General features: G+C 71.0%; 14 protein-coding genes. 9 read left to right on the top strand and 5 right to left on the bottom strand.

Going from position 1 to position 22,353, the window contains the following annotated elements; genetic code table 11:
- The first annotated feature begins 243 nt into the window (after positions 1–243).
- Complete coding sequence (locus OHB21_RS03685) at positions 244–1,002, top strand: LysR family transcriptional regulator (protein WP_067513660.1); 759 nt, start codon at positions 244–246, stop codon at positions 1,000–1,002.
- Between the two features lie 330 nt (positions 1,003–1,332).
- On the opposite strand, the gene OHB21_RS03680 is transcribed toward OHB21_RS03685, so the two are convergent.
- Complete coding sequence (locus tag OHB21_RS03680) at positions 1,333–1,920, bottom strand: TetR/AcrR family transcriptional regulator (RefSeq protein ID WP_232331899.1); 588 nt, start codon at positions 1,918–1,920, stop codon at positions 1,333–1,335.
- 106 nt (positions 1,921–2,026) lie between these two features.
- Between OHB21_RS03680 and OHB21_RS03675 the strand changes: the two genes are divergently transcribed.
- Positions 2,027–4,210, top strand: coding sequence for an MMPL family transporter (locus tag OHB21_RS03675; protein WP_195125359.1), 2,184 nt, complete (start codon positions 2,027–2,029; stop codon positions 4,208–4,210).
- A gap of 132 nt (positions 4,211–4,342) precedes the next feature.
- Here OHB21_RS03675 and OHB21_RS03670 read toward each other — a convergent pair whose 3' ends face one another.
- On the bottom strand, positions 4,343–5,194 hold the full coding sequence (locus OHB21_RS03670) for an alpha/beta fold hydrolase (RefSeq protein WP_067513657.1): 852 nt from the start codon (positions 5,192–5,194) through the stop codon (positions 4,343–4,345).
- 52 nt (positions 5,195–5,246) lie between these two features.
- Here OHB21_RS03670 and OHB21_RS03665 point away from each other — a divergent pair, with 52 nt between their 5' ends.
- The 3 genes from OHB21_RS03665 to OHB21_RS03655 all read left to right on the top strand — a co-directional run bounded on the left by OHB21_RS03665 (position 5,247) and on the right by OHB21_RS03655 (position 7,642).
- The gene (locus OHB21_RS03665; RefSeq protein ID WP_232331895.1) at positions 5,247–5,846 is read left to right on the top strand and encodes a TetR/AcrR family transcriptional regulator; all 600 of its coding nucleotides are present in this window, start codon (positions 5,247–5,249) and stop codon (positions 5,844–5,846) included.
- Between the two features lie 285 nt (positions 5,847–6,131).
- On the top strand, positions 6,132–6,410 hold the full coding sequence (locus OHB21_RS03660; protein ID WP_147266012.1) for a hypothetical protein: 279 nt from the start codon (positions 6,132–6,134) through the stop codon (positions 6,408–6,410).
- Positions 6,411–6,502: 92 nt separating this feature from the next.
- Positions 6,503–7,642, top strand: a complete 1,140-nt coding sequence (locus OHB21_RS03655) for an AI-2E family transporter (RefSeq protein ID WP_067513655.1) — start codon at positions 6,503–6,505, stop codon at positions 7,640–7,642.
- A 54-nt stretch (positions 7,643–7,696) separates the two neighbouring features.
- Here OHB21_RS03655 and OHB21_RS03650 read toward each other — a convergent pair whose 3' ends face one another.
- Positions 7,697–9,334, bottom strand: a complete 1,638-nt coding sequence (locus OHB21_RS03650; protein ID WP_067513717.1) for a long-chain fatty acid--CoA ligase — start codon at positions 9,332–9,334, stop codon at positions 7,697–7,699.
- Between the two features lie 240 nt (positions 9,335–9,574).
- On the opposite strand from OHB21_RS03650, the gene OHB21_RS03645 reads away from it, so the two are divergent.
- Positions 9,575–11,038 (top strand): flavin-containing monooxygenase, encoded by a 1,464-nt coding sequence (locus tag OHB21_RS03645; protein WP_067513650.1) that lies wholly within the window; start codon positions 9,575–9,577, stop codon positions 11,036–11,038.
- A gap of 30 nt (positions 11,039–11,068) precedes the next feature.
- On the opposite strand, the gene OHB21_RS03640 is transcribed toward OHB21_RS03645, so the two are convergent.
- Positions 11,069–11,461 carry an SCO5389 family protein gene (locus OHB21_RS03640; protein ID WP_067513649.1) on the bottom strand — a complete coding sequence of 131 codons (393 nt, stop codon included), beginning with the start codon at positions 11,459–11,461 and terminating at the stop codon, positions 11,069–11,071.
- A 71-nt stretch (positions 11,462–11,532) separates the two neighbouring features.
- Positions 11,533–12,579: a nitronate monooxygenase gene (locus OHB21_RS03635; protein WP_113975378.1), complete on the bottom strand. Its 1,047-nt coding sequence runs from the start codon at positions 12,577–12,579 to the stop codon at positions 11,533–11,535.
- Positions 12,580–12,806: 227 nt separating this feature from the next.
- Here OHB21_RS03635 and OHB21_RS03630 point away from each other — a divergent pair, with 227 nt between their 5' ends.
- The 3 genes from OHB21_RS03630 (at position 12,807) to OHB21_RS03620 (ending at position 22,275) form a co-directional block, all read left to right on the top strand.
- On the top strand, positions 12,807–13,673 hold the full coding sequence (locus tag OHB21_RS03630; RefSeq protein ID WP_084538155.1) for a M23 family metallopeptidase: 867 nt from the start codon (positions 12,807–12,809) through the stop codon (positions 13,671–13,673).
- A 106-nt stretch (positions 13,674–13,779) separates the two neighbouring features.
- A complete protein-coding gene (locus tag OHB21_RS03625; RefSeq protein WP_067513855.1) occupies positions 13,780–14,760 on the top strand; it encodes a helix-turn-helix domain-containing protein in 981 nt (326 codons plus the stop codon).
- Between the two features lie 198 nt (positions 14,761–14,958).
- Complete coding sequence (locus tag OHB21_RS03620) at positions 14,959–22,275, top strand: non-ribosomal peptide synthetase (protein WP_195125360.1); 7,317 nt, start codon at positions 14,959–14,961, stop codon at positions 22,273–22,275.
- Positions 22,276–22,353: the final 78 nt, after the last annotated feature.

The raw sequence follows: 22,353 nt of genomic DNA, 5'->3' as shown, positions 1-22,353 counted from the left end.
GGGGCCGGGCGCGGGCCATCCGGCGGGGATGCGTTCGAGCACGCCACCGGCGAAAGTGTCGTAGAGAGGCAAGGTTTCGAGGTGCACGTAGCCGATCTGGCAGTCGCACAGGGCGAGTGGGCGTCGCCTGGACCTTCGGCCTCACCGAGGAGGAGTATCACCCGAGCCGGGAGACGTAGGGGCTGGGCCGATCTTCGGTAACCCTGGTTCGGTGACCGGTGGAAAGGCGCCTTCGCTGGATGTGTGCGGACGTTCCTGGCGGTGTACCGCACCGGGTCGTTCACGGCCGCCGCGAAGGCGCTGGCCATCACTCGGCCGACGGTCACCGATCACATCGGGGCGCTGGAGCGGCAGCTCGGGCGGGAACTGTTCGTGCGCAACGCCGCCGGGACCACGGCGGCGCCGCACGCGCACGAGATGGCCGCCGCGTTCGGTGACCAACTCGACCACACCGACCGATTCTTCCTGGACGAGGTCGAGGCCGGCGAGGCGGTGCCGGTTCTGCACGTGGGTGGGCCGGCCGAGTTCACCACGTGCTGCTTGATTCCGGCGCTCGCCGACGTGCGGCACCGCCTGCCCGCCTTGGAGATGGTGTTCGACGTGGCGGGCGAACTGATCACCCAGCTGGTCGCCGGACGGTTGGATCTGATCATCTCCACCGTGCGGCCGCGGGAGCAGGGCGTCACCGCGTGGGCGGTCGCGGACGAGGAGTTCTGGCTGGTCTGCTCGCCGCGACTGGCGTCCGCCGAGCGCGACGCGATCCCGACGCTGCCGATCGTGACCTATCACCGCAGCCTGCCGATCGTGCGGCGTTACTGGACAACGATTTTCGGTGAGCAGCCGGATCTCGAGCCCGCGCTGGTCCTGCCGAATCTGCTGGCCGTCGAGGCCGCGGTCGTGCACGGCTACGGGATGTCGGTGTTGCCGACTATCTCACGCACCGCCGCGTCGCCGCCGGGGAATTGGTGCGGCTGGACGGCGCGGATGAGGTGCCACCGCTGAACACGCTGTTCCTGGCCGGGTAGACCGCGCGGCTGAAGCGTAGGACCGATCTGGCCAACGCCGCCGCGACCATCACGGACGCGCTCAAACGGCACCAGCCCGCCATCACGCCGTGACCCGCCTATGGGCGCCATCACACCGGGCAGAATCCCGCGTCGGCGACCGGACTCGCCGAAGCGGTGGTCAAGGTGCTCGCCGACCGGCAGTTCTCGGTGGGAACGCAGCTCGGGTGGGAGCGTCGGTCGTGCGCGCGGACGGGAACGCGGGTCCAGCATTCGGTAGGCGAGCGTGCGGCCTCGTCCCCGTCCGCGGGGCGGGGCCGCACGCGCGTCAGCGGCCGGCGCGGGCCAGGAGGTAGGAGCGCAGGACGAGGCGGAGTTCGGCGACCATGGCGGGGCGCTCGGATTCGGGGGCGTCGACGATCATCGGCATCATGCCGCGCAGGGTTTGGATGGCGACGGCGGAGGTGCGGGAGCGGTCGTCCGGGGTGAGTTCCGGGAAGACCGCGCCGATCAGGGTTTCCACCTGGCGGTGGATGGCCTGGTGGGCGGGGGCGACGGCCTCGCGCATGGCGGCGGGCATGTCGGTGCGGGCGAACAACGCCTTGAACCCGGGGTTGGCGAGGTTGAACTCGACCAGTGGGCCGAGGATGTGGTCGAGCAGCGCGTCCAGGTCGGCGGAGCCGGAGACCTCGAAGGCGCCCCGGAACTGGGTGAGCCGTTCCCGGTACAGCTCGGCGAGCGCGGCCGCCAGCTCCTCCTTGTTGCGGAAGTACTGGTAGAGCGAGCCGGGGGAGATGCCTGCGGCGGCCGCGATCGCGTTGGTGGTCGCGTTCTCGTAGCCGCGTTCGGCGAAGACCTCCGCCGTCGCGAGCAGGATCTGCTCGATGCGGCGGCGGCCGCGTTCCTGGCGGCGCACCTCGGCCAACACCCCTCCTCTTGAATATGCGAGCAATTACTCGTATTCTCGGCTGCACTTACGAGTAGTTGCTCGTATAAGTCGCAGACTATCAGAGGAACGGCCCATGCTCGGACGGTTCGTCACCCATCGACCACGCTCCCTACTGGCCGCCGCGCTGGCGGCATTCCTGCTGCTCGTCGTGTTGGCGAGCGGTGCGATGAACGCGCTCTCGCTGAACAGATTCGAGAATCCGAACGCCGAATCGGCGGCCGCCGCAGCCGAACTCGCGGATCGGTTCGACACGGGCGCGCCGAACGTCGCGGTTCTCGTCACGGCCGCCGACGGCGATGTGCGCGCCGCCGATGTCGAAGCCGTCGGCACCAGGCTCACCGACGCGCTCGCCGAGTACCCCGGCGTGGGCGACGCCTGGTCGTTCTGGTCGGAAGGCGCGCCGGATACCTTGGCGACCAAGGATTTCAGCAGCGCGCTCGTCCTGGCGTGGGTGCCCGGCGACGCGGATCGCGTGCGCGGGGAGATCCTGCCCGGCATCGAGGCCGATGTCGTAGACGCGCTCGCCGACCCGGCCGTGACGCTGTCCCTCGGCGGTGCGGACGAGGTGTTCCGCGATGTCGCCGCGCAGGCGTCGGCCGACTTCATCCGCGCCGAATTGATCGTGCTGCCACTGGTTTTCGGTCTGCTAGCCCTGGTGTTGCGCCGGGCGGCGCTGGCGGCGGTGACCGTGGGCATCGGCCTGTTCTGTGTGATCGGCACGCTGGCCGCGCTGCGTGTGGTGAGCACGTTCACCGACGTGTCGACGTTCGCCGCGAACATCGCGCTGGTCATGGGCATCGGGCTGGGTGTGGACTACGGGCTGTTCATGATCTACCGGTTCCGCGAGGAGCTGACGGCCGGTCACGACGTGCCCACGGCGGTGCGGCGGGCGGTTGCGGGCGCGGGGCGCACGATCGCGTTCAGCGCGTCGACGGTGGCGATCAGTCTGGCCGTGCTGTTCGCGTTCCCGTTCCCGTTCCTCCAGTCGTTCGCGTACGCGGGTATCGCGGTGGCGGTGACGGCGGTGGTGGGGTCGGTGGTGATTCTGCCCGCGGCGTTGATGTTGCTCGGGCGCCGCGCGCTGCCGAAGAAGGCGATTCCCGCTCCGGAACAAGGCTTTTGGTATCGCACGGCCGAGTGGGTGATGCGCAAGCCGGTGCTGGCGGGTGGTTCGGCGCTGCTGGTCCTGCTGCTGCTCGGCGCGCCCGCGCTGGGAGTGAACTTCGGCCCGCCGGACGACCGGGTGGTCGGCACCGAACAGCCGGTGCGCGCCCTGTACGACACCATCCGTGCCGACTTCGAGACCGAAGAGGCCGACGTCGTGCACGTGGTCTCGCCCTACGCCGAGCGCGCAGCGATCGCGCCGTACGCCGAACGCCTCGCCGCGATTCCCGGCGTGCTGCGGGTGGATTCGGCCGCCGGCACGTTCGGGGAGGGCGCGTCCGCCGTGTCCGCCGACCCGGGTCGCTTCGCGGACGGGGAGGCGACGTGGTTGCGCGTGCTGCCGACCGGTGAGCGTCTCGCGTCCGATCCCGACGGGCTGGTTCGCGAAATACGGTCGGTGGAAGCGCCTTTCGAGGTGCTGGTCGGCGGGTACCCGGCCGAGTTGGCCGACTACAGCGACGGTGTGATCGACCGACTGCCCCTGGTGGCGGCGCTCATCATGCTCGTCACCTTCGCGGTGCTGTTCTTGATGACCGGTAGCGTGCTCGCGCCGCTCAAGGCGTCGGTGCTGAACCTGCTCTCCATGTCGATCATGTTCGGCGTGCTGGTGTGGGGCTTCCAGAACGGCGCTCTCGCAGGGATTCTCGGCTTCACGCCGACCGGGGTGATCGAACCGAGCATCCCGATCCTCATGTTCTGCATCGCCTACGGCCTGTCCATGGACTACGAGGTGTTCCTGCTGGCGCGCATCAAGGAGGACTACGACCGCACCGGCGACCCGATCGGCTCCGTCCCGCGCGGCATCGCCCGCTCGGCCCCGCTGATCACCGCCGCCGCCCTCATCCTCGCCGCCTCCTTCGCGGTGTACGCCACCGGCGGCGTCGCCTTCCTCCAGCAACTGGGCATCGGCATGGCGCTCACCGTCGCCATCGACGCCACCCTCGTCCGCGGCATCCTCGTCCCCGCCCTCATGCGCCTCGCGGGTTCCGCCAACTGGTGGGCCCCCGCCCCCCTGCGCCGCTTCCACAACCGGTTCGGGTTGAAGGAGTCGGTGGAAGATGTTGTGCCCGAGGCAGTTCCGTCGCGGGTGTGAGTTGCTGAGCCGTCGCTGCCCGGCCGATCTCCTTCGGCCGGGCGGCTGGCTGTCTACGACACCCGTCGATCCGGGCGAGGTGCGACGCCGAGCACGCGTCCGTGCGATATCCGGACCGGCCGGCGCAATTGGTCAGTTCCCCCGCTCCGCGCGGGCTTCGGTGAGGAAGGCTGACATCGCGTCGGCGACCGCTTCGGGTTGGTCGAGCATCGACAACACGTAGGCGTCGTCTATTTCGACGAGGCGGGAGGAGGGGAGGAGGGTGGCGAGGCGGGGGCCGTGGTCGCGGGGCATGACTTTGCCCGCGGAGGACCAGAGGACCAGGGAGTCGCCGGAGAAGTGTTGGAGGGCTTCGGTGTTGGCGATGAGTTCGGCCTTGTCGAAGCGGGACTTGGTGTAGGCGAGGAGGTCTCGGCGGATGCGCTTGTCGCGCAGGCCGGGTTCGGTCCAGCCGCGTACGAGGTCGGCCGAGAGGGGGCGGCGGGCCATCCAGCCCAACATCAGGGGCGTCCGGCGCAGCCAGCCGATGCGTAATTGCCACAGTGCCACGCTGATTCCGCCGGGGGTGTAGGTGGCGAGGGCGGTCATCTTGCCCGGCAGGCCGGGCGGGAAGTTGTCGAACGCCTCGCAGGGCAGGATGATCAGCCGGCCGACGCGTTCGTCCAGGCCGTACGCGGTGAGGAACAGTCCGCCGCCCCAGTCGCTGTGCACCAGCACGACGTCGCGGAGATCCAGCGCCGCGAGGAATTCGGCGATCAACGCGTTGAGGCCGCGCAGGCTCAGGTCGGTGCCCGGTTCGAGGGGCAGCGGGTGCGCGCCCAGCGGCAGATCGGGCCGGAGGTAGCGGAAGCCCTCCGGCAGCAGGTCGATGACATCGTCCCAGACCGTGTGGTTCATGAACAGGCCGTGCAGCAGGACCACGGCTGGTCCTTCTCCCTGTTCGGCGTAGTGCATCCGGCCCGCGGAAAGTTCGACCGTCGGCATGGCGCGCCCCTTTCGAGCGATCGCTCTAGAGTGTTTGCTCTAGTCTGGAGGGGTGACCGAGAAGATGTCAATCAGCACCCGCGAGCGCCTCGTCACGGCGATGGCCGAACTGCTGCGCACCCGCGGCTACAGCGGCACCAGCGTCAAACAGGTCACCGCCGCCGCGAAAGCGCCCATGGGGTCGCTCTATCACCACTTCCCCGAGGGGAAACCGCAGCTCGCCGAGGCCGCGCTGCGTACCTCCGGCGCGGCCTACGGACAGCTCATCCCGCTGCTCATGGACCCCTACGACGACTTGCGCGAGGCCGTGCCCGCCGCCTTCACCGCCGCGGCCGAACAGATCGAGCAGACCGGCTGGATCAACATGTGCCCGGTCGGCACCGTCGCCGGCGAGATCGCCGACGCCGAACCCGCGCTGCGCGAGGTGACCGCCGAGGTGATCGGCGCGTGGATCACCGACGGCACCGAATACTTCACCCGCCGCGGCGTCCCGCCCGCCGCCGCCCACGACCTGATCCTGGCGATCCTCAGCGCCCTCGAAGGCGCGTTCGTCCTGTGCCGCACCCTGCGCTCGGCCGAGCCGCTGCGGTCCGCGGGCCGGGCGATGAGCGCGCGTGTGGAGGAGATCCTGTCGAGCAGCGTGCGCGCTTGATCGGGGCGGAGGGGATGAATTTCTGGTGCGGCGCGGCCCGCCGCCGCCGATATGGTCGAAAGCCGGACCGGTTCCCATACGTTCCGGTTCGTGTTCTTCCGCAGGGATCTTCCCGAGTCGAGTGCCGCGAACTTTCTCCTGCGGGCGATTGCGCCGCGAGGGTCGCGTGCTCGCTATCGCTCGCGCTCTTACGCCATGCCAGACGCGGAGCTGACGTGCGACTGGCCGTTGTGCGACCGATGCCTGCGGCGAATCCGATACTTCCGTGTCGCGATACTGCTGGCGATGGGGACCGGGCTGGTCGGACTCGCTACCACCGTGCTGATGGTGGCCACCCGGGACGGAATGCGGACCGAGGCGGAGAGCTACGGGCTCATCGCGTTGCTCCTGGGAGTTGCCATGGCGATATTCCTGGGCGCGGACTTCTCGCGTTCGGCGGTGGGTCCAGGGAAGCTCACCATGATGTCTGCTTTCGACGCGGTCATAGTGTCCGCCCACCCGGCCTTCGCGGCGGACCTGGCACGGTCCGCGCATCACGGTCCGGAATCGGGTGAGCCCGGGTAGGACTGTCCTCGGGATCGCCCGGGTGATATCGGCTGTGAACTCGCCTGTACCGGGTGAGGAAAATTTGCCCGTGGATCGCTCACACTGAGGCAATGGCAGAGGGTTCGCCCGGGGATGAGCAGGAGGCGCAGGAGGTCGGGGCGCGCCGGATGCCCCGGTGGTTGCCGAAGGCGCTGATCCTCGCCTTCGCGCTGTTCGGCCTCTTCCAATTGGCGGATTGGGCGGCGCATCGGCTGATCGGGTTGTTCCTCGTGCTGGTGGTCGCGTTCTTCGTGTCGCTGGCGATGGAGCCCGCGGTCGACAGCCTGATCGCGCGCGGGGTGTCGCGCGGGTGGGCGACGGGGTTGGTGTTCGTGGCGCTGGCGCTGTTCGTGGCGGGGTTCGTGGTGGCGCTGGCCGTGCTGCTGGTGCAGACCGTCGACGACGTGGTCACCGAGCTGCCCCGGCTGGTGAACGATCTGGTGGACTGGGTCAATCGCACGTTCCACCAGGACTTCACCCTCGACCAGCTGCGCGAACAGCTCACCAAGGACGCCGACACCCTCACCGCCTACGCCGAACGCGCCGCCGACAACGCGTGGGGGCTGTCCACCACCATCCTCGGCGGACTCGCGAAGCTGCTCATGGTCGCGCTGTTCAGCATCTACCTCACGGCGGGCGGGCCGGCGCTGCGGCGGTCGGTGTGCTCGATGCTGCCGCCCGCGAAACAGGACGAGGTGCTGCGGGCCTGGGATCTCGCGATCAAGAAGACCGGCGGCTACCTCTATTCGCGCGCGGTGCTGGCGGTGATATCCGCCGTGGCGCACGGTGTGTTCCTGGCGGTGCTCGGCATCCCCAACGCGATCGCCATGGGCGTGTGGTTCGGGGTGGTGGCCTCGTTCGTGCCGACCGTCGGTACCTACCTCGCGGGCGTGCTCCCGGTGCTGGTCGCGCTGACGATCCGCCCGCTCGACGCCGTCTGGGTGATCCTGTTCGTGGTGATCTACCAGCAGTTCCAGGACTACATCCTGCAACCGCGCCTCACCGCCCGCACCGTGGACGTGAACCCGGCCGTCGCCCTGCTCGCCGTGCTGGCGGGCGGCGCGCTGCTCGGCGCGGTGGGCGCGCTGCTGGCCATCCCCGCCACCGCCACCGTGCAGGCTTTCCTCGGTGCGTACGTGAAACGCTATGAGGTGAGCGAAGATCCGCGCATCGACCGCGCGCGGGCCAAACGCGCGAAACGCAAGCCCTGACGGCAAGAAGCCCGGTCCCGTTGCGGCGCAACGAGACCGGGCTCCGGCCGTGGCTCAGGACAGCGTGGTGACCGTCAGCTCACCGTCGGCGAACTGCGCGCGCAGGCGCTTCTTGTCGAACTTGCCGACGCTGGTCTTGGGCACCTCGGGCACGAACGTCCAGTGCTCGGGCAGCTGCCACTTGGCGAACTTGTCGGCCAGGAACTCGCGCAGCTCCTCGGCCTTGGCCTCGGCGCCCTCGGCGAGCGTGATGGCCACCAGCGGCCGCTCGTCCCACTTCTCGTCGGGCACGCCGATGACGGCGGCCTCGGCCACGGCCGGGTGCCCCATGACCGCGTTCTCCAGGTCCACCGAGGAGATCCACTCGCCGCCGGACTTGATCACGTCCTTGGAGCGGTCCACCAGCGTGAGGTAGCCGTCGGGGCTGATCTTGCCCACGTCGCCGGTGCGCAGCCAGCCGTCGTCGAACTTGTCCGGGTCGACCGCCGCGCCGTCGGGCGAGTAGTACGAGCCGGTGATCCACGGGCCGCGAACCTCCAACTCGCCCAGCGACTCTCCGTCGTTGGGCACCACGCTGCCGTCGTCGGCGACCAGGCGGGCCTGCACGCTGGCGGGGAAGCGGCCCTGGGTGTAGCGGTAGGACCATTCGTCGTCGCCGGTGACGCCCGCGGGCGGGTGCGCGACGCTGCCCAGCGGCGAGGTCTCGGTCATGCCCCAGGCGTGCACGACGCGCACGCCGTGCTTCTCCTGGAAGGTGTGCATCATCGACGGCGGCACCGCCGACCCGCCCACCACCACGGTGCGCAGGTGCGAGATGTCCTGCGGCTGCGCGGCCAGCCCGGCCAGCACGCCGCCCCAGATGGTGGGCACGGCCGCGCCGAACGAGGGCTTCAGCGCGCCCATCAGCTCCAGCAGCGGACCCGGCTGGAGGAACCGGTCGGGCATGATGACGTTCGCGCCCGACATGAGCGCCGCGTAGGGCAGGCCCCAGGCGTTGGCGTGGAACAGCGGCACGATGGCCAGCACCGTGTCGACGCCGGTGAAGCCCATGCCCGAGGGGGAGCACACCTGCATGGCGTGCAGCCAGTTGGAACGGTGCGAGTACACGACGCCCTTCGGGTCGCCGGTGGTACCCGAGGTGTAACACATTGCGGCGGCGGATCGTTCGTCGATCACCGGGAAGTCGAAGGTGTCGGGCTGGCTGGCCAGCAGCTCCGTGTAGGAGTGCACCTGCACGCCCTCGGGCGCCGTCAGGGTGGACGCGTCACCGTTGGCGACGATGACGTGGCGCACCGTCTTCATGTTCGGCAGCAACTGCGCGAACAGCGGCACCAGCGTGCCGTCCACGATGACGACCTGGTCCTCGGCGTGGTTGGCGACGTACACCACCTGCTCGGGGAAGAGGCGGATATTGAGCGCGTGCAGCACCGCGCCCATGGCGGGCACGCCGATGTAGGCGACCATGTGCTCGTTGTTGTTCCACATGAAGGTGCCGACGCGGTCGCCGACGCCGATGCCGAAGCCGCGCAGCGCGTTCGCCAGCCGCGCCGCCTCCGCGCCGAGTTCGCGGTAGGTCATGGTCCGCACGCCGTCGCCGGTCCAGGTGGACACCGTGCTCTCGCCCTGGAAGGTCGAGGCGTACTTCAGCAGCGTGGCCAGCGACAGCGGCTCGTCCTGCATCGTGCTCAACATCGGGTACTCCTTCTCCTCGGTGGTGGCATGAGCCACGTCACAGGGGCGATGCTACCCAAGGGTCACCCGCAGGTGGGGGGCCGCGTGGCAATCCGGATTTGAGACACGCCTGTCCGGGCGTGTCGATTTGTCTCCAACGCCGAAATCGCAGCGCGCAGCCCGTTCCATCGTGGCCGGAAATACCGATTTCCTGACCGCCGATCTCTCGGTGCGCCGGGTCACGACGTCTACCCTCGAGGTATGACGACGCCCTCCCTGATCATCATCGGCGCCGGGTTCGCCGGACTCGGCCTCGCGCTCGAGCTGCGCCGGGCCGGCCTGGAGAATTTCACCATCCTGGAGAAGGCCGCCGACCTCGGCGGGGTGTGGCGGGAGAACACCTACCCCGGCGCGGCGTGCGACGTGCCGTCCCCGTTGTATTCGTGGTCCTCCGAGCCGAAGTCCGATTGGCCGCGCCGGTTCTCCGAGCAGCGCGACATCCACGAGTACATGCGCGGCGTCGCCCACAAGCACGGGCTGACGCGGTTCATCCGGTTCGGCGTCGAGGTCACCGACGCCGAATTCGACGAGGCCGCCGGGCAGTGGCGGGTCACCACCGGCACCGGGGAGCAGCTGAGCGCCGACCTGCTGGTGCCCGCCGTCGGCCAGCTGTCGCGGCCCGCGCTGCCGAACCTGCCCGGTATCGACACCTTCGAGGGCGTGGCGTTCCATTCCGCCGAGTGGAACCACGACGTGGACCTGGCGGGCAAGCGGATCGCGTGCATCGGCACGGGAGCCAGTGCCATCCAATACATTCCGCGCATCCAGCCGGAGGCGGCGCATCTGACGCTGTTCCAGCGGTCGGCGGCCTGGGTGCTGCCCAAACCCGATGTGGAGTACAGCGCGCTGCATCACGCGCTGTTCAAATACTTCCCGCCGAGCCGGCTGGCGGAGCGGTTCGCGATCTGGTCGTTCTTCGAGGTGCTCGCGCTGGCGCTGACGGATATCCCGGCGATCAAGACGCCGGTGATCGCCCTGGCCGACCGGCATCGCGAAAAGCAGGTTCCCGACCCGGAATTGCGCGCCAAGCTCACCCCGGACTACGCGGCGGGCTGCAAGCGCGGACTGTTCTCCAACGAGTACTTCCCGGCGTTGGCGCAGCCGAACGTCACGGTGGAGACCACGGCGATCGAGGCCGTCACCCCGACCGGAATTCGCACGGTGGACGGCGTGGAGCATCCGGTCGACGTGATCGTCTACGGCACGGGATTCAAGGGCACCGAATTCCTCGCGCCCATGAACATCTACGGGCTGGGCGGGCGCAAGCTGGCCGACGTGTGGGGCGACGCGGGAGCCCGTGCTTACCTTGGACTTTCGGTGCCCGGCTTCCCGAACCTGTTCATGATGTACGGGCCGAACACGAACGTGGGGTCCGGTTCCATCATCTACATGCTGGAATCGCAGGCGCGCTACATCCGGCAGGTGGTGGAGTACCTGGCGGGCGAGCCGGGCCGCTTCGTCTCGGCCAAGGCCGAGGCCGAACAGCGGTGGGACGACTGGTTGCAGCGCCGCCTGAAGGACACCCCGTGGAACTTCTGCTCCAGCTGGTACCGCAACGCGGCCGGGCGCATCACCAACAACTGGCCGGGTGCGACCGTCCTCTACCGTTGGAAGACAAGGACTTTCGATCCTGCTCAATACGAGCAGGGGCGGGCGCGGGGGTGACCGGCCCGAGCGGGCCGGTCACGAAAAGCGCTAGCAGTTGCGCAGTTCCGGGCTCTGGTTGAGCAGCTGGGCGCGCGTGGAGATGAACCGGGAATAGGTTTCGCCGCCGACGGCGGCGAGCGGGAAGGCCGCGACCCGGTGGCAGTTCTGGAACGCCAGCTTCACGCCGAAATGGCGTTCCAGGCCGCCGCGGATGGCGTCGGAGGCCAGGGCGCGCAGCAGTTGGCCGCGGGCGGTCTCGTCGGGCGGCGCGATCTGGTTGTCGGCGAATTCGGCGGTGCCGGACTCCAGATCGGCGGCGACCCGGCTGACCACCTCCCACGCGTAGGGCAGGGAGGTCCGGACGCACTCGACGAAGTCGGCGTCGTCGATCTCGCCGAGTTCGGCGCGTTCGAGCAGGGCGGCGGGGACATCGAGAGACATGGCGCGCTCCTCGGGGGGATGAGGGTGGACGGCGGGTGCGATGCCCTCGCGAGTCTAATCGAAAGGCGTTGTCAGTAACCCCGGAATCGGCGCGAAAAGGCCGTTTCCAGTGCGGTTTTCGCGTCCGCCGCCAGCTGTGCGACGAGTTCGCCCGCCGGTTGCTCCACCGCGAGCGCATGGGCTTGGCCCGCCCACAGGTTGACCTCCTCCGGATTGCCCTCCGCCCGCGCCCGCGCGCGCAGCGGCCCGGTGGCGTAATGGATTTCGGGGTAGGCGACCGGCGCTGTCGCGGTGTGCTCGTCCAGGAAGCGGTTGCGGATGCCCCGGGCGCGCCGTCCGGTGAACGCGCGGGTGAGCGCCGTCGGGGTGGCGGTCGGCACGGCGGCGCGGTGCACCGGGTTGGTGCCCGCCTCGGGGCAGCGCAGGAAGGCCGTGCCCACCTGCGCGGCCGCCGCGCCCGCGGCGAGTGCGGCGGCCACGCCCGCGCCGGTCGCGATCCCGCCGGCCGCCACGATCGGCCGGTCGACGGCCGCGGTGAGCAGTTGCACCAGGGCGAGCAGGCCGAGCGGGTCGGTGCGGTCGTCCTCGGCGCGATCGACGAAGGTGGCACGGTGCCCGCCCGCCTCCGCGCCTTGGGCCACAAGGACATCGGCGCCGGCCGCGACCGCGAGTTCGGCCTCGGCCACGGAGGTGACCGTCACCCACACCTCGGATCCGGCCGCGTGCAGCCGCGCGATCTCGTCGGCCGAGGGGCAGCCGAACGTGCAGGTGACCACGGCGACTGGGTCGGCGGTCAGCAGGTCGAGCTTGGCGTCCCAGTCGTCGGTGTCGTGGGCGGGCGTGCCGAGTTCGTACCGGGCGCCCAGCTCGGTCAGGTAGGCGGCGAAACGCTCGGGCGGGGTGGCCGGGCCCGGGACGAAGAGGTTCACGCCGAACGGCGCGTCGGTGAGTGCGCGGGTCGCGGCGATGCGGGCCGCGGCGTCGGCGGCGCTCAGGTATCCGGCGGCCAGCTGGCCGAAGCCGCCCGCCCCGGAGACGGCGGCCGCCAGCTCGGGAGTGGAGGGTCCGCCCGCCATCGGGGCGAGCACGATCGGGACGCGCAATTCGTCGATGATCATGCGTCGAGTCTCGCTTGTTACCGCCCTGTGACCCAGCTCTCACCAGCGACCTCGAACTCGAAGGTTGCGAAATGGTCACGACGGGGTAGAGTTCCCGTCACAACGGATGCCGAAACGTTACAAAGTTCGGCCACCGGGAAATCGGGAGAGCTTCGCGATCCTATCCGGTACCGCGCCCGGCGCGACGGCTTCGTTGATGACTTGTAGTCGGACGCAAGGACGCAGCTTTGTCTCAGCACCGGGTAGGCCCCAGCTCCATTTCCGTCAGCGCGCTCCTCGGCGACGGTGTGACGGGTCGGCCGACGCGGCACCGCGCCGAGACCGGTCAGTTCGAGAAGGTCCGCGCCGCCGCGGGCGCCGCCGTCGCCGCGGGCGCCCTGGTCGGCACCGTCGCGCAGCTGGCCCCGGCCATCGCCAACGCCTCCCCGCTGGGCCCCTCCCGCGAGGCCGACGCGGCCGCCGACGAGATCACGTTCAAGGGCACCGTCGAGGCGCCCGCCCTCGCGGCCAAGCAGGTGTCCGCCCCGGTCGAGGCCGCGCCCGAGCCGGTCGTCGAGGCCACCCCGGTCGCGTCGCCCGTCGCCGCCCCCTTCGGCATCCCGAATCTGCCGCCCGAGCTCGCGGGCCCGCTGGCCCACGTCGAGGACGTGCTCAAGGGCGCCCAGCAGCAGTTCGCGCCCCCCGCCCCGGCCGCGGTCCGCCCGGTCGGCGGCGCCATCAGCTCCGGCTACGGCACCCGCTGGGGTGCCTTCCACTACGGCATCGACTTCGCCGATCGGCTCGGCGCCCCGATCCATTCGGTCAGCAGCGGCACCGTCGTCGAGGCCGGTCCGGCCTCGGGCTTCGGCCTGTGGGTGCGCGTCCTCCAGGACGACGGCACCACCGCCGTCTACGGCCACGTCAACGACATGTACGTGACGCAGGGTCAGCGCGTGAACGCCGGCGACGTGATCGCCTCGGTCGGGAACCGCGGCCAGTCCACCGGCCCGCACCTGCACCTGGAGATCTGGGATCAGGGCGGCGCCAAGATCGACCCGCTGCCCTATCTCGCCTCGCGCGGCGTCCCGATGCACTGGGGCCCCACCGCGCACTGATGCCGGTGCGCCACCCCACGTCGATGGCCGCCGAGACGCCACGGCGGGTGGTCCGGCGCGTATTCCTCCCACGACTCCGTCTTCCGGCTCCCGTTAAGCTCGGGCCGTGACCGAGCTCGGCGATATCTTCGAGCCGGCGTCGCTCCACGGGCGGGCCTACGCCGTGCTCGTGCACCATCCGCGATCCGGCCTCACCGATATCGCGCGCCTTCTGGACGTGTCCGCCGAGGAGGCGGCCGCGACTCTCGACGTGCTCGTCGCGATGCAGGCCGCCGTCCGCGTCGACACCAACGGTGAACCGCGCTGGGACGCGCACGCGCCGGAAGCACTGTCCGAGGCCGAGGCCCGGCGCCGCAGGCACGAGATCGACCAGATGCACGCCGTGGCCGCGCGGCTCAGCGAGACCTTCCGCTCGGTGCGGCGTTCGCCGCGCGGCAACGGCAGCGTGGTGCCGGTCTACGAGCGCCTGGAGATGCTGGCCGATTTCGAGGAGATGCAGACCGGCGCACGCGGCAGCGTCAAGATCATCGAGCGCGGTCCCTACCTCAGCGACCCGGACCGCGAGAACCAGCAGTACCTGCTCAAACGCAGCAGGATCGGCGAGGGCATCCGCTATCAGACCCTCTATCAGGACACCATCTACCAGGACGCGGACCGGTTGCGGCACGCCCTGTCGACCAATGCCGGCGGCGCGCAGGCGCGCACCCTGCCCGAGCCGCCGTTCAAGCTGATCATCAGCGACGACGAACGCGCCAGCCTGGTCCTGCACGCCGACGAGCGCCGCCCCGATCCGATGGGCCTGCGCTTCACCGACTCACCCGCGCTGCGCGCCTTGGTGCGCACCTTCGACGTGCTGTGGTCGCTGGCCGCGCCGATCTCGGTGAACCCGTCCGCCGATGAACTCGACGAGCGCGACAAAGCGATTCTCACCCTCATGGGCCTCGGCGCCACCGACGACACAATCGCGCGCAGGCTCGGCATGTCCCGGCGCACCGTGGTGCGCCGCACCGCGCGGCTGCTGGAAAGGCTCGGGGCCAGCACCCGGTTCCAGGCGGGCGTGCAGGCCACCCGCCGCGGCTGGCTGTGAGCTGCCGCACATCCGTGTTGCCCTGACGGTGCTCACGGGCGATACCCCACGGAAGTACCGGCACGGTGCGGGCTCGGCGGCTGCGTATATTGGATTTCTCCGAACGTGGCTCCATGTTCGAGAGTGCCGTGTGGGTTCGGGGACGGTCCGCCAATGCGGTCTGCAGGCGCGTGAACGGCGTGAGAGGAAGAACTAGCAATGGTTGGAGCCCGTCGATCGGGTCGGGGGAGCCGTCGTGCCAGGTCCAGCGCGCCGCTGCTGGCGCAGTTGCTCACCTCCGCGGTCGAAGGGGCCGCCGACGTCGTCGCGGTGCGCTACGCCCCGCTCGACGATCCCGCCGCCGAGCGCAGGCTCACCTACCGCGAACTCGACGAACTCTCCTCCCGGCTGGCGCGCGCGCTCATCGCGCGCGGCATCGGCCCCGGTGACATCGTCGCCGTCGGCATCGCCCGCAGCATCGAATCGATGCTGTCGGTGTGGGCGATCGCCAAGTCCGGCGCGGCGTTCGTGCCCGTCGACCCCAACTTCCCCGCCGACCGCATCGCGCACATCGTCGGCGACTCGGGCGCGGTGCTCGGGCTGACCACGTCGGTATACCGCGATCGGATGGATCAGAGCATCCCGTGGCTGGAGCTGGACGACGCCGAACTGCTGGCGCGAATCGAGCAACTGCCCGGTCACCCGGTGTCCTACGCCGACCGCGTGCGCGCGCTCGACCAGCGCCATGCGGCCTACGTCATCTACACCTCCGGCTCGACCGGCCGCCCGAAGGGTGTGGTGGTCAACCATCTCGGGCTCGGCGCGCTGGCCGGGGCGCTGCGGGACCGCTACGACATCCGGGGCGGGGAGCGCGTGCTGCACGTCAGCTCGCCGAACTTCGACGCGTCGGTGATGGAGATGCTGATGTCGTTCCCGCACGGGGCGACGCTGGTGATCTCCCCGGCCGCCGTCTTCGCGGGTGCCGACCTGCGCGAGCTGATCCGCCGCGAGCGGGTCGCGATCGGGGCGATCACCCCGGGCGTGCTGGAGTCGATGGACCCCGCCGGTCTGCCCGATCTGCGGGCCGTGGTCGCGATCGGCGACCGGTTCGGGGCCGATCTGGTCGGGCGGTGGACCGTCGACGGCCGCGCCTTCTACAACGGGTACGGCCCGACCGAGACCACGGTCGTGGTGACGACCACCGAGCCGATGCGCGCGGACGAGCCGGTCACGATCGGCACGCCGCTGCCCGGTGTCGGCGCGTTCGTCCTCGATTCCCATTTGCGGCCGGTGCCCGCCGGGGTGACCGGCGAGCTGTACCTGGCCGGGGGCGGGCTGGCCGAGGGCTATCTGAATCGGCCCGGACTCACGGCGGAACGCTTCGTGGCCAACCCCTTCGGCGCGGACAGCGGCCAGCCGGGCGCGCGCCTGTACCGCACGGGCGATCTGGTGCGGCGGACCGCCGCGGGCACGATCGAACACCTCGGTCGGTCGGATTTCCAGGTGAAGATCCGCGGCCTGCGCATCGAGCTGGGCGAGATCGACAGTGCGCTCACCGCGCACCCGGACGTCGACTTCGCCGTAACTCTGGGGCGTGAGCTGCCCTCGGGCGCGACCGCGCTGGTCGCCTACGTGCTGCCGAGTCCGGGCAAGACCGTGGACACCGCCGCGCTCGCGGAGTTCGCGGGCCGTTCGCTGCCCGCGTACATGGTGCCGTCGGTGATCATGGTGCTCGACGAGATCCCGCTGACGCCGGTGGGCAAACTGGACCGCGCGGCGCTGCCCGAGCCCGAGTTCGCGGTGCGCGAGTACCGCGAGCCCGCGACCCCGGCCGAACGGATCGTCGCGGAGGTGTTCGCCGCCCTGCTGCTGCGCGACCGGGCCGAGGCGCGGATCGGCGCGGGCGACGACTTCTTCGAACTGGGCGGCAACTCGCTGCTCGCCGTGCAGGCCGCGGCCCGGATCGGCGCGGCACTCGGCACACAGGTGCCGGTGCAGACGTTCTTCGAGGCCGGCACCGTCGAGGAGCTGGCCGCCCGGCTCGACGGTCTGGCCGAGGCGCCGTCGCTGCCCGAGCTGCGGCCGCGCCCGCGCCCGGATCGCATCCCGCTGTCCTACGCACAGCAGCGGATGTGGTTCCTGAACCGGTTCGACCCGGCGAGCGCCGTGAACAACATCCCGCTGGCCGTGCGGCTTTCGGGTCCGCTGGACGTGGCCGCGCTGCGCGGCGCGGTGCGCGATCTGGTGACCGGCCACGAAGTGCTGCGCACGGTATACCCGAGTGTCGATGGCGAGGGATTCCAGCTCATCCTGCCCGTCACCGACGAGCACGCCGTGCCCGAACTGCTGGTGCGGCCGGCCACGCCGGAAGAACTGCCCGGCCTGATCACCGCCGCCGTCACCGAGGGGTTCGACGTCACCGCCGCGCCGCCGATCCGGTTGCGGCTCTGGGAGATCGGCGACGACGAGCACGTGCTGGTGTGCGTGGTCCACCACATCGCCGGTGACGGTTTCTCGATGGCCCCGCTCACGCGCGACCTGATGGCCGCCTACGTGCGCCGCACGTCCGGCGCCGAGCCCGAGCCGCCCGCCCCGGCCGTGCAGTACGCCGACTACACGCTGTGGCAGCGCGAGGTGCTGGGCAGCGAAGACGATTCGGAATCGACGCTGTCGGAACAGATTGCGTTCTGGCAGCGCGAATTGGCCGGGCTGCCGGAACAATTGGATCTGCCCGCCGACCGTCCGCGCCCTGCCACCGCGTCGAATCGCGGTGCGACGCACGCCTTCACGGTGCCGCCCGAGGTGCACGCCGGGCTGCACGAAGTGGCGCGCGCCCACCACGCGACGCTGTTCATGGTGGTGCACGCCGCGCTCGCGACCTTGCTGGCCCGGCTCTCGGGCACCCGCGACATCGCCGTCGGCACCCCGGCGGCCGGGCGCGGCGAGGCCGCCCTGGACGACGTGATCGGCATGTTCGTCAACACCCTGGTGCTGCGCTCGGAGGTGGACCCGGGCGCCGGGTTCTCCGAACTGCTGGAGCGGGTGCGCGCCCGCGATATCGCCGCGTTCGGGCACGCGGACGTGCCGTTCGAGCGGCTGGTGGAACTCCTCGACCCCGCGCGCTCGGCGGCGCGGCACCCGCTGTTCCAGGTGATGCTGACCTTCCAGAACCTGGAGCGCACCGAACTCGCGCTGCCCGGCCTGACCGTCTCGGGCGTGGACATGGCGGCCGCCTCGGCGAAGTTCGACCTCCAGGTCACCGTGGTGGAGGAACCCGATTTCGGCGGTATCGCCACCGAATTCACCTACGCCACCGATCTTTTCGACCCCGAGACGGTGCGCGGCTTCGCCGAGAAGCTCGGGCGCGTGCTCGCGGCGGTGGCGGCCGACCCGGACGCGGTGGTCGGTGACATCGACCTGTTCGCCGCGGGTGAGCGGGATCTGGTGCTGCGCGAGTGGAACTCCCCGGGCGCGCAGGTGCCCGAGGTGACGCTCGTGGACCTGGTGGAATCCCGTGCGACGGCCACGCCCGACGCCGTGGCTGTGCGCTTCGGCGACACCGCGCTGTCCTACGCCGAGCTGCGGCGGCGTGCGAGCCGCCTCGCGCGGGCGCTCATCGCCCGCGGTGTGGGGCCGGAAGCCAAAGTGGCGGTCGCGCTTTCGCGCACCGAGGAGTTGCCCTTCGCGCTGTACGCGGTGCTGCTCACCGGTGCGGCGTACGTGCCCATCGACACCACCTATCCGGCGGCCCGCCTCGAGTTCACCCTCGGCGACGCCGCTCCGGTGTGCGTGCTCACCACCGCCGCCGACGCGGAAGCCGTTCCCGCCGGGGACATTCCGCTGGTGCTGCTCGACGAGGTCACCGACTTCTCCGACGCCCCGGTCACCGACGCCGACCGCCTCGCGCCGCTGCGCCGCGACAACCTCGCCTATGTCATCTACACCTCGGGCTCGACCGGTGTGCCGAAGGGCGTCGGTGTCTCGCACCGCAATGTGGTGCAGCTGTTCGCGAACACCGAGCCGCTGTTCGGATTCGGCGCGGACGACGTGTGGACGCTGTTCCACTCCTACGCCTTCGACTTCTCGGTGTGGGAACTGTGGTGCGCGCTGGCGACCGGCGGCACCGTGGTGGTGGTCGACTACCTGACCTCGCGGTCGCCGGAGTTGTTCCGCGCGTTGCTGATCCGCGAGGGCGTCACCGTCCTGAACCAGACGCCCTCGGCGTTCTATCAGCTGGCCGAGGCCGACGCGGCCGCCACCGACCCGGGACTCGCGCTGCGGTACGTGATCTTCGGCGGCGAGGCGCTCGACCTGCGCAGGCTGCGCCGCTGGTACGAGCGGCACCCGGCCGACGCGCCGCGCCTGGTGAACATGTACGGCATCACCGAGACCACCGTGCACGTCTCGTACGTGGCGCTGGACCCCGCCGACACCGACGAGGCGGCCAGCGTCATCGGCCGCGCGCTGCCCGGGCTGAGCGCCTTCGTGCTGGACAGCAGGCTCGCGCCCGCACCCGTGGGTGTGGCCGGCGAGATCTATGTCGCGGGCGATCAGCAGTCGAGGGGCTACCTGGGCAGACCGGGACTCACCGCCGCGCGGTTCGTCGCGAATCCGTTCGGGGAGCCGGGTTCTCGCATGTACCGGTCCGGCGACGTGGGCCGGTGGGCCACGCCCGGCGGTGCCGCGCGGCTCGAGTACGCGGGCCGCGGCGATCAGCAGGTGCAGTTGCGCGGGTTCCGCATCGAACTGGGTGAGATCGAAGCCGCCCTGGAGCGGTGCGCGGGCGTGCGGCACGCGGTGGTCGTGGTGCGCGCCGACGAACATGCGGGCGACCGCCTGATCGGTTACGCGGTGCCCGACGCGGATGCCGCCCTCGATCCGACGGAATTGCGTTTCGCCGCAGCCGAATTCCTGACCTCCTACATGGTGCCCGACGCCATCGTGGTGCTCGGCGAACTGCCGCTCACCCCGAACGGCAAACTGGATCGCAAGGCCCTGCCGGAACCGGAGTTCGTGTCCGGGGCGGAGTTCCGCGCCCCCGCGACCCCGGTGGAGCAGGCCGTGGCGGGCGTGTTCGCCGAACTGCTCGGCGCCGACGCGGTGGGCCGCGACGACGACTTCTTCGCCATGGGCGGCAACTCCCTGCTGGCCACCAGGGCGGTGGCCCGGATCAACGAGGCCGTCGACGCCGCGCTGGCGGTGCGCGAACTGTTCGAATCGCCGACCGTCGCCGCGCTGGCGGGGCGGATCGTGCCCGGCGGCGCGTCCGACCGGCCGCCGCTCACCGCCGCCGAGCGCCCGGCGCGGATTCCGCTGTCGCTGGCGCAGCGGCGCATGTGGGTGCTCAACCAGCTCGACACCGAATCCGCCTCGTACAACATCCCGTTCGCGCTGCGGCTGAGCGGCGAACTCGACGTCGCCGCGCTGTCGGCGGCGGTCGCGGACGTGCTGACCCGTCACGAATCGCTGCGCACCCGCTTCCCGTCCGACGGTCCGGGCGGCGAGCCGTACCAGGAGATCCTGCCGGTGGGCGAGGCGCTGCCGGGCGGGCTCGCGGTGCGCACCGTCGCCGATGTCGCCGCGGCGGCCACCGCCATGGCGGACGCGGGATTCGATGTCACGCAAGGGGCTCCGGTGCGCGCCGCGTTGTTCACCGACGGCACGGCGGGGGAGTGGCTGCTGGTCGTGGTGGTGCACCACATCTGCGCCGACGGCGCCTCCCTCACGCCGCTGGCGCGCGATCTGGTGACCGCCTACCTCGCCAGGAGCGCGGGCCAGGAGCCCGGCTGGCCGCCACTGGCGGTGCAGTACGCCGACTTCGCGCTCTGGCAGCGCGCCGTGATCGGTGACGACGGCGACGAGAACAGCGTGGCGGCACGGCAATTGGCGTACTGGCGCGAGCAGCTCGCGGGCCTGCCCGAACTGCTGGAACTGCCGCAGGACCGGCCGCGCCCCGCACTGCCCTCGCTGCGCGGGGCGACCACCTCGCTCGACCTGCCCGCCGAGCTGCACGCGGGTCTGGAGCGGATCGCGCGCGAGCACAAGGCCTCGCTGTTCATGGTCGTGCACGCGGCGCTGGCGGCGCTGCTGGCCCGGCTCTCCGGCGGCTCCGATATCGCCGTCGGCACGGCGGTCGCCGGGCGCGGGGAACGCGCGCTCGACGATCTGGTCGGTATGTTCGTCAACACGCTGACGCTGCGCACGGCGGTCGACAAGTCCGCCGCGTTCGACGATCTGGTCGAGACGGTCCGCGCGACCGATCTCGCCGCGTTCGCCAACGCCGACCTGCCGTTCGAGCGGGTCGCGGAGGTGGCCGCGCCGGGGCGCGGCGGCGAGCACAACCCGCTGTTCCAGGTGGTGCTGAACTTCCTGAACAACGAGCGGGCGAGCCTGGCGCTGCCCGGACTCGAGATCGCGGCCGTCGAGCCGGGCGCGGTCGCCGCCAAATTCGACTTGCAGGTCAACGTGGCTCCGGTGCCCGGCGAGGGCGGCGAGCCGGGTGGGCTGGCACTCGTCTTCACCTATGCCACCGACCTTTTCGACGAGGCGACGGTGCGCGCGCTCGGCCGCCGTTTCGAGCGGCTGCTCGCGGCCGTGGTGGCCGACCCGCAGGCGCCCGTCGGCGATATCGACATCCTGGACGAGGACGAGCGCGCCCGCCTGACCGGTGCGGCGCAGCCCGCGCCCGTCGCCGAACAGGCCGCGCCCGGGGGCGGCACCGCGCTCGCGCAGTCGTTCGGCGCGGCCGTCGAGGACGATCCGGACGGTCCCGCGCTGGTGTGGGGCGAGGAGGAGATCGGCTACGGCGAACTGGACGCCCGCTCCTCGCGCCTGGCCAGGGCGCTCATCGCGCGCGGTGTCGGACCGGGCGCGGGGGTGGCGGTGCGGCTGGATCGCGACGCACACTGGGCGGTCGCGGCGTGGGCGGTGCTCAAGGCGGGCGCCGCGGTGGTCCCGCACGCCGGGGCCGCCGTGCCCTCGGAGGGGCCGCCGGTCGCGATCGGCGTCACCGACTCCCGCCACGAGGGCGGCGACGGCGTCGACTGGCTGAACCTGGACGATCCCGCGGTGACCGCCGATATCGCGGTGCGTTCGGCTCGCCCGGTGACCTACGCCGACCGCACCCGCGCGCTGCGCGGCGCCGACCCGGTGTTCGCCGCGGGCGGGTGCGTCCGCACCTACGACGAGCTGGCCGCCGCGGCCGAGCGCCTGCGCGCCCGCACCGAGCTGACCTTCGAGTCGCGCACCTTCTACCGGGGCAGGCCGGTGTCGTTCGGCGCGCTGCTGGAACTGGTGGCGGCCGGAGTGTCGGGCGCGTCGATGGTGCTGATCCCGGAGCCCGAGGCGGGCGAGCTGTCCGCGGCGCTGGCCGAGGAGTGGGTGACCCACCTGGTTGCCGGGAGCTCCGGCCTCGACGCGATCCGCACCGACGGGCTGGAGGACCTGCGCGCGGTGGTCATCGACGGGGGCGCGACGCCGGATCACGTCGGGACCGTGGAGCTGGTGGTCGGCGTGGACGAGTTGCTGCGGGTGTGAGCGGCACACCAGCCTAGGCTGGGTAACGGCCCGCGGGGCGCGGTCCGATGAACATCGGTGGGGCGGAGGGCCAGGCGG

The sequence above is a fragment of the Nocardia puris genome, from assembly GCF_036051655.1.
GTDB lineage: Bacteria > Actinomycetota > Actinomycetes > Mycobacteriales > Mycobacteriaceae > Nocardia > Nocardia puris.
The sequence above is the reverse complement of the archived record's forward strand: the minus strand, read 5'-3'. Positions and strand labels throughout refer to the sequence as shown.

Bases quoted from the DNA above. Each gene is read 5' to 3' on its own strand.
- OHB21_RS03660 (WP_147266012.1), top strand. From the start codon at position 6,132: ATGGGGACCGGGCTGGTCGGACTCGCTACCACCGTGCTGATGGTGGCC.
- OHB21_RS03640 (WP_067513649.1), bottom strand. From the start codon at position 11,461: ATGTCTCTCGATGTCCCCGCCGCCCTGCTCGAACGCGCCGAACTCGGC.
- OHB21_RS03675 (WP_195125359.1), top strand. From the start codon at position 2,027: ATGCTCGGACGGTTCGTCACCCATCGACCACGCTCCCTACTGGCCGCC.
- OHB21_RS03645 (WP_067513650.1), top strand. From the start codon at position 9,575: ATGACGACGCCCTCCCTGATCATCATCGGCGCCGGGTTCGCCGGACTC.
- OHB21_RS03620 (WP_195125360.1), top strand. From the start codon at position 14,959: ATGGTTGGAGCCCGTCGATCGGGTCGGGGGAGCCGTCGTGCCAGGTCC.
- OHB21_RS03670 (WP_067513657.1), bottom strand. From the start codon at position 5,194: ATGCCGACGGTCGAACTTTCCGCGGGCCGGATGCACTACGCCGAACAG.
- OHB21_RS03650 (WP_067513717.1), bottom strand. From the start codon at position 9,334: ATGTTGAGCACGATGCAGGACGAGCCGCTGTCGCTGGCCACGCTGCTG.
- OHB21_RS03655 (WP_067513655.1), top strand. From the start codon at position 6,503: ATGGCAGAGGGTTCGCCCGGGGATGAGCAGGAGGCGCAGGAGGTCGGG.
- OHB21_RS03635 (WP_113975378.1), bottom strand. From the start codon at position 12,579: ATGATCATCGACGAATTGCGCGTCCCGATCGTGCTCGCCCCGATGGCG.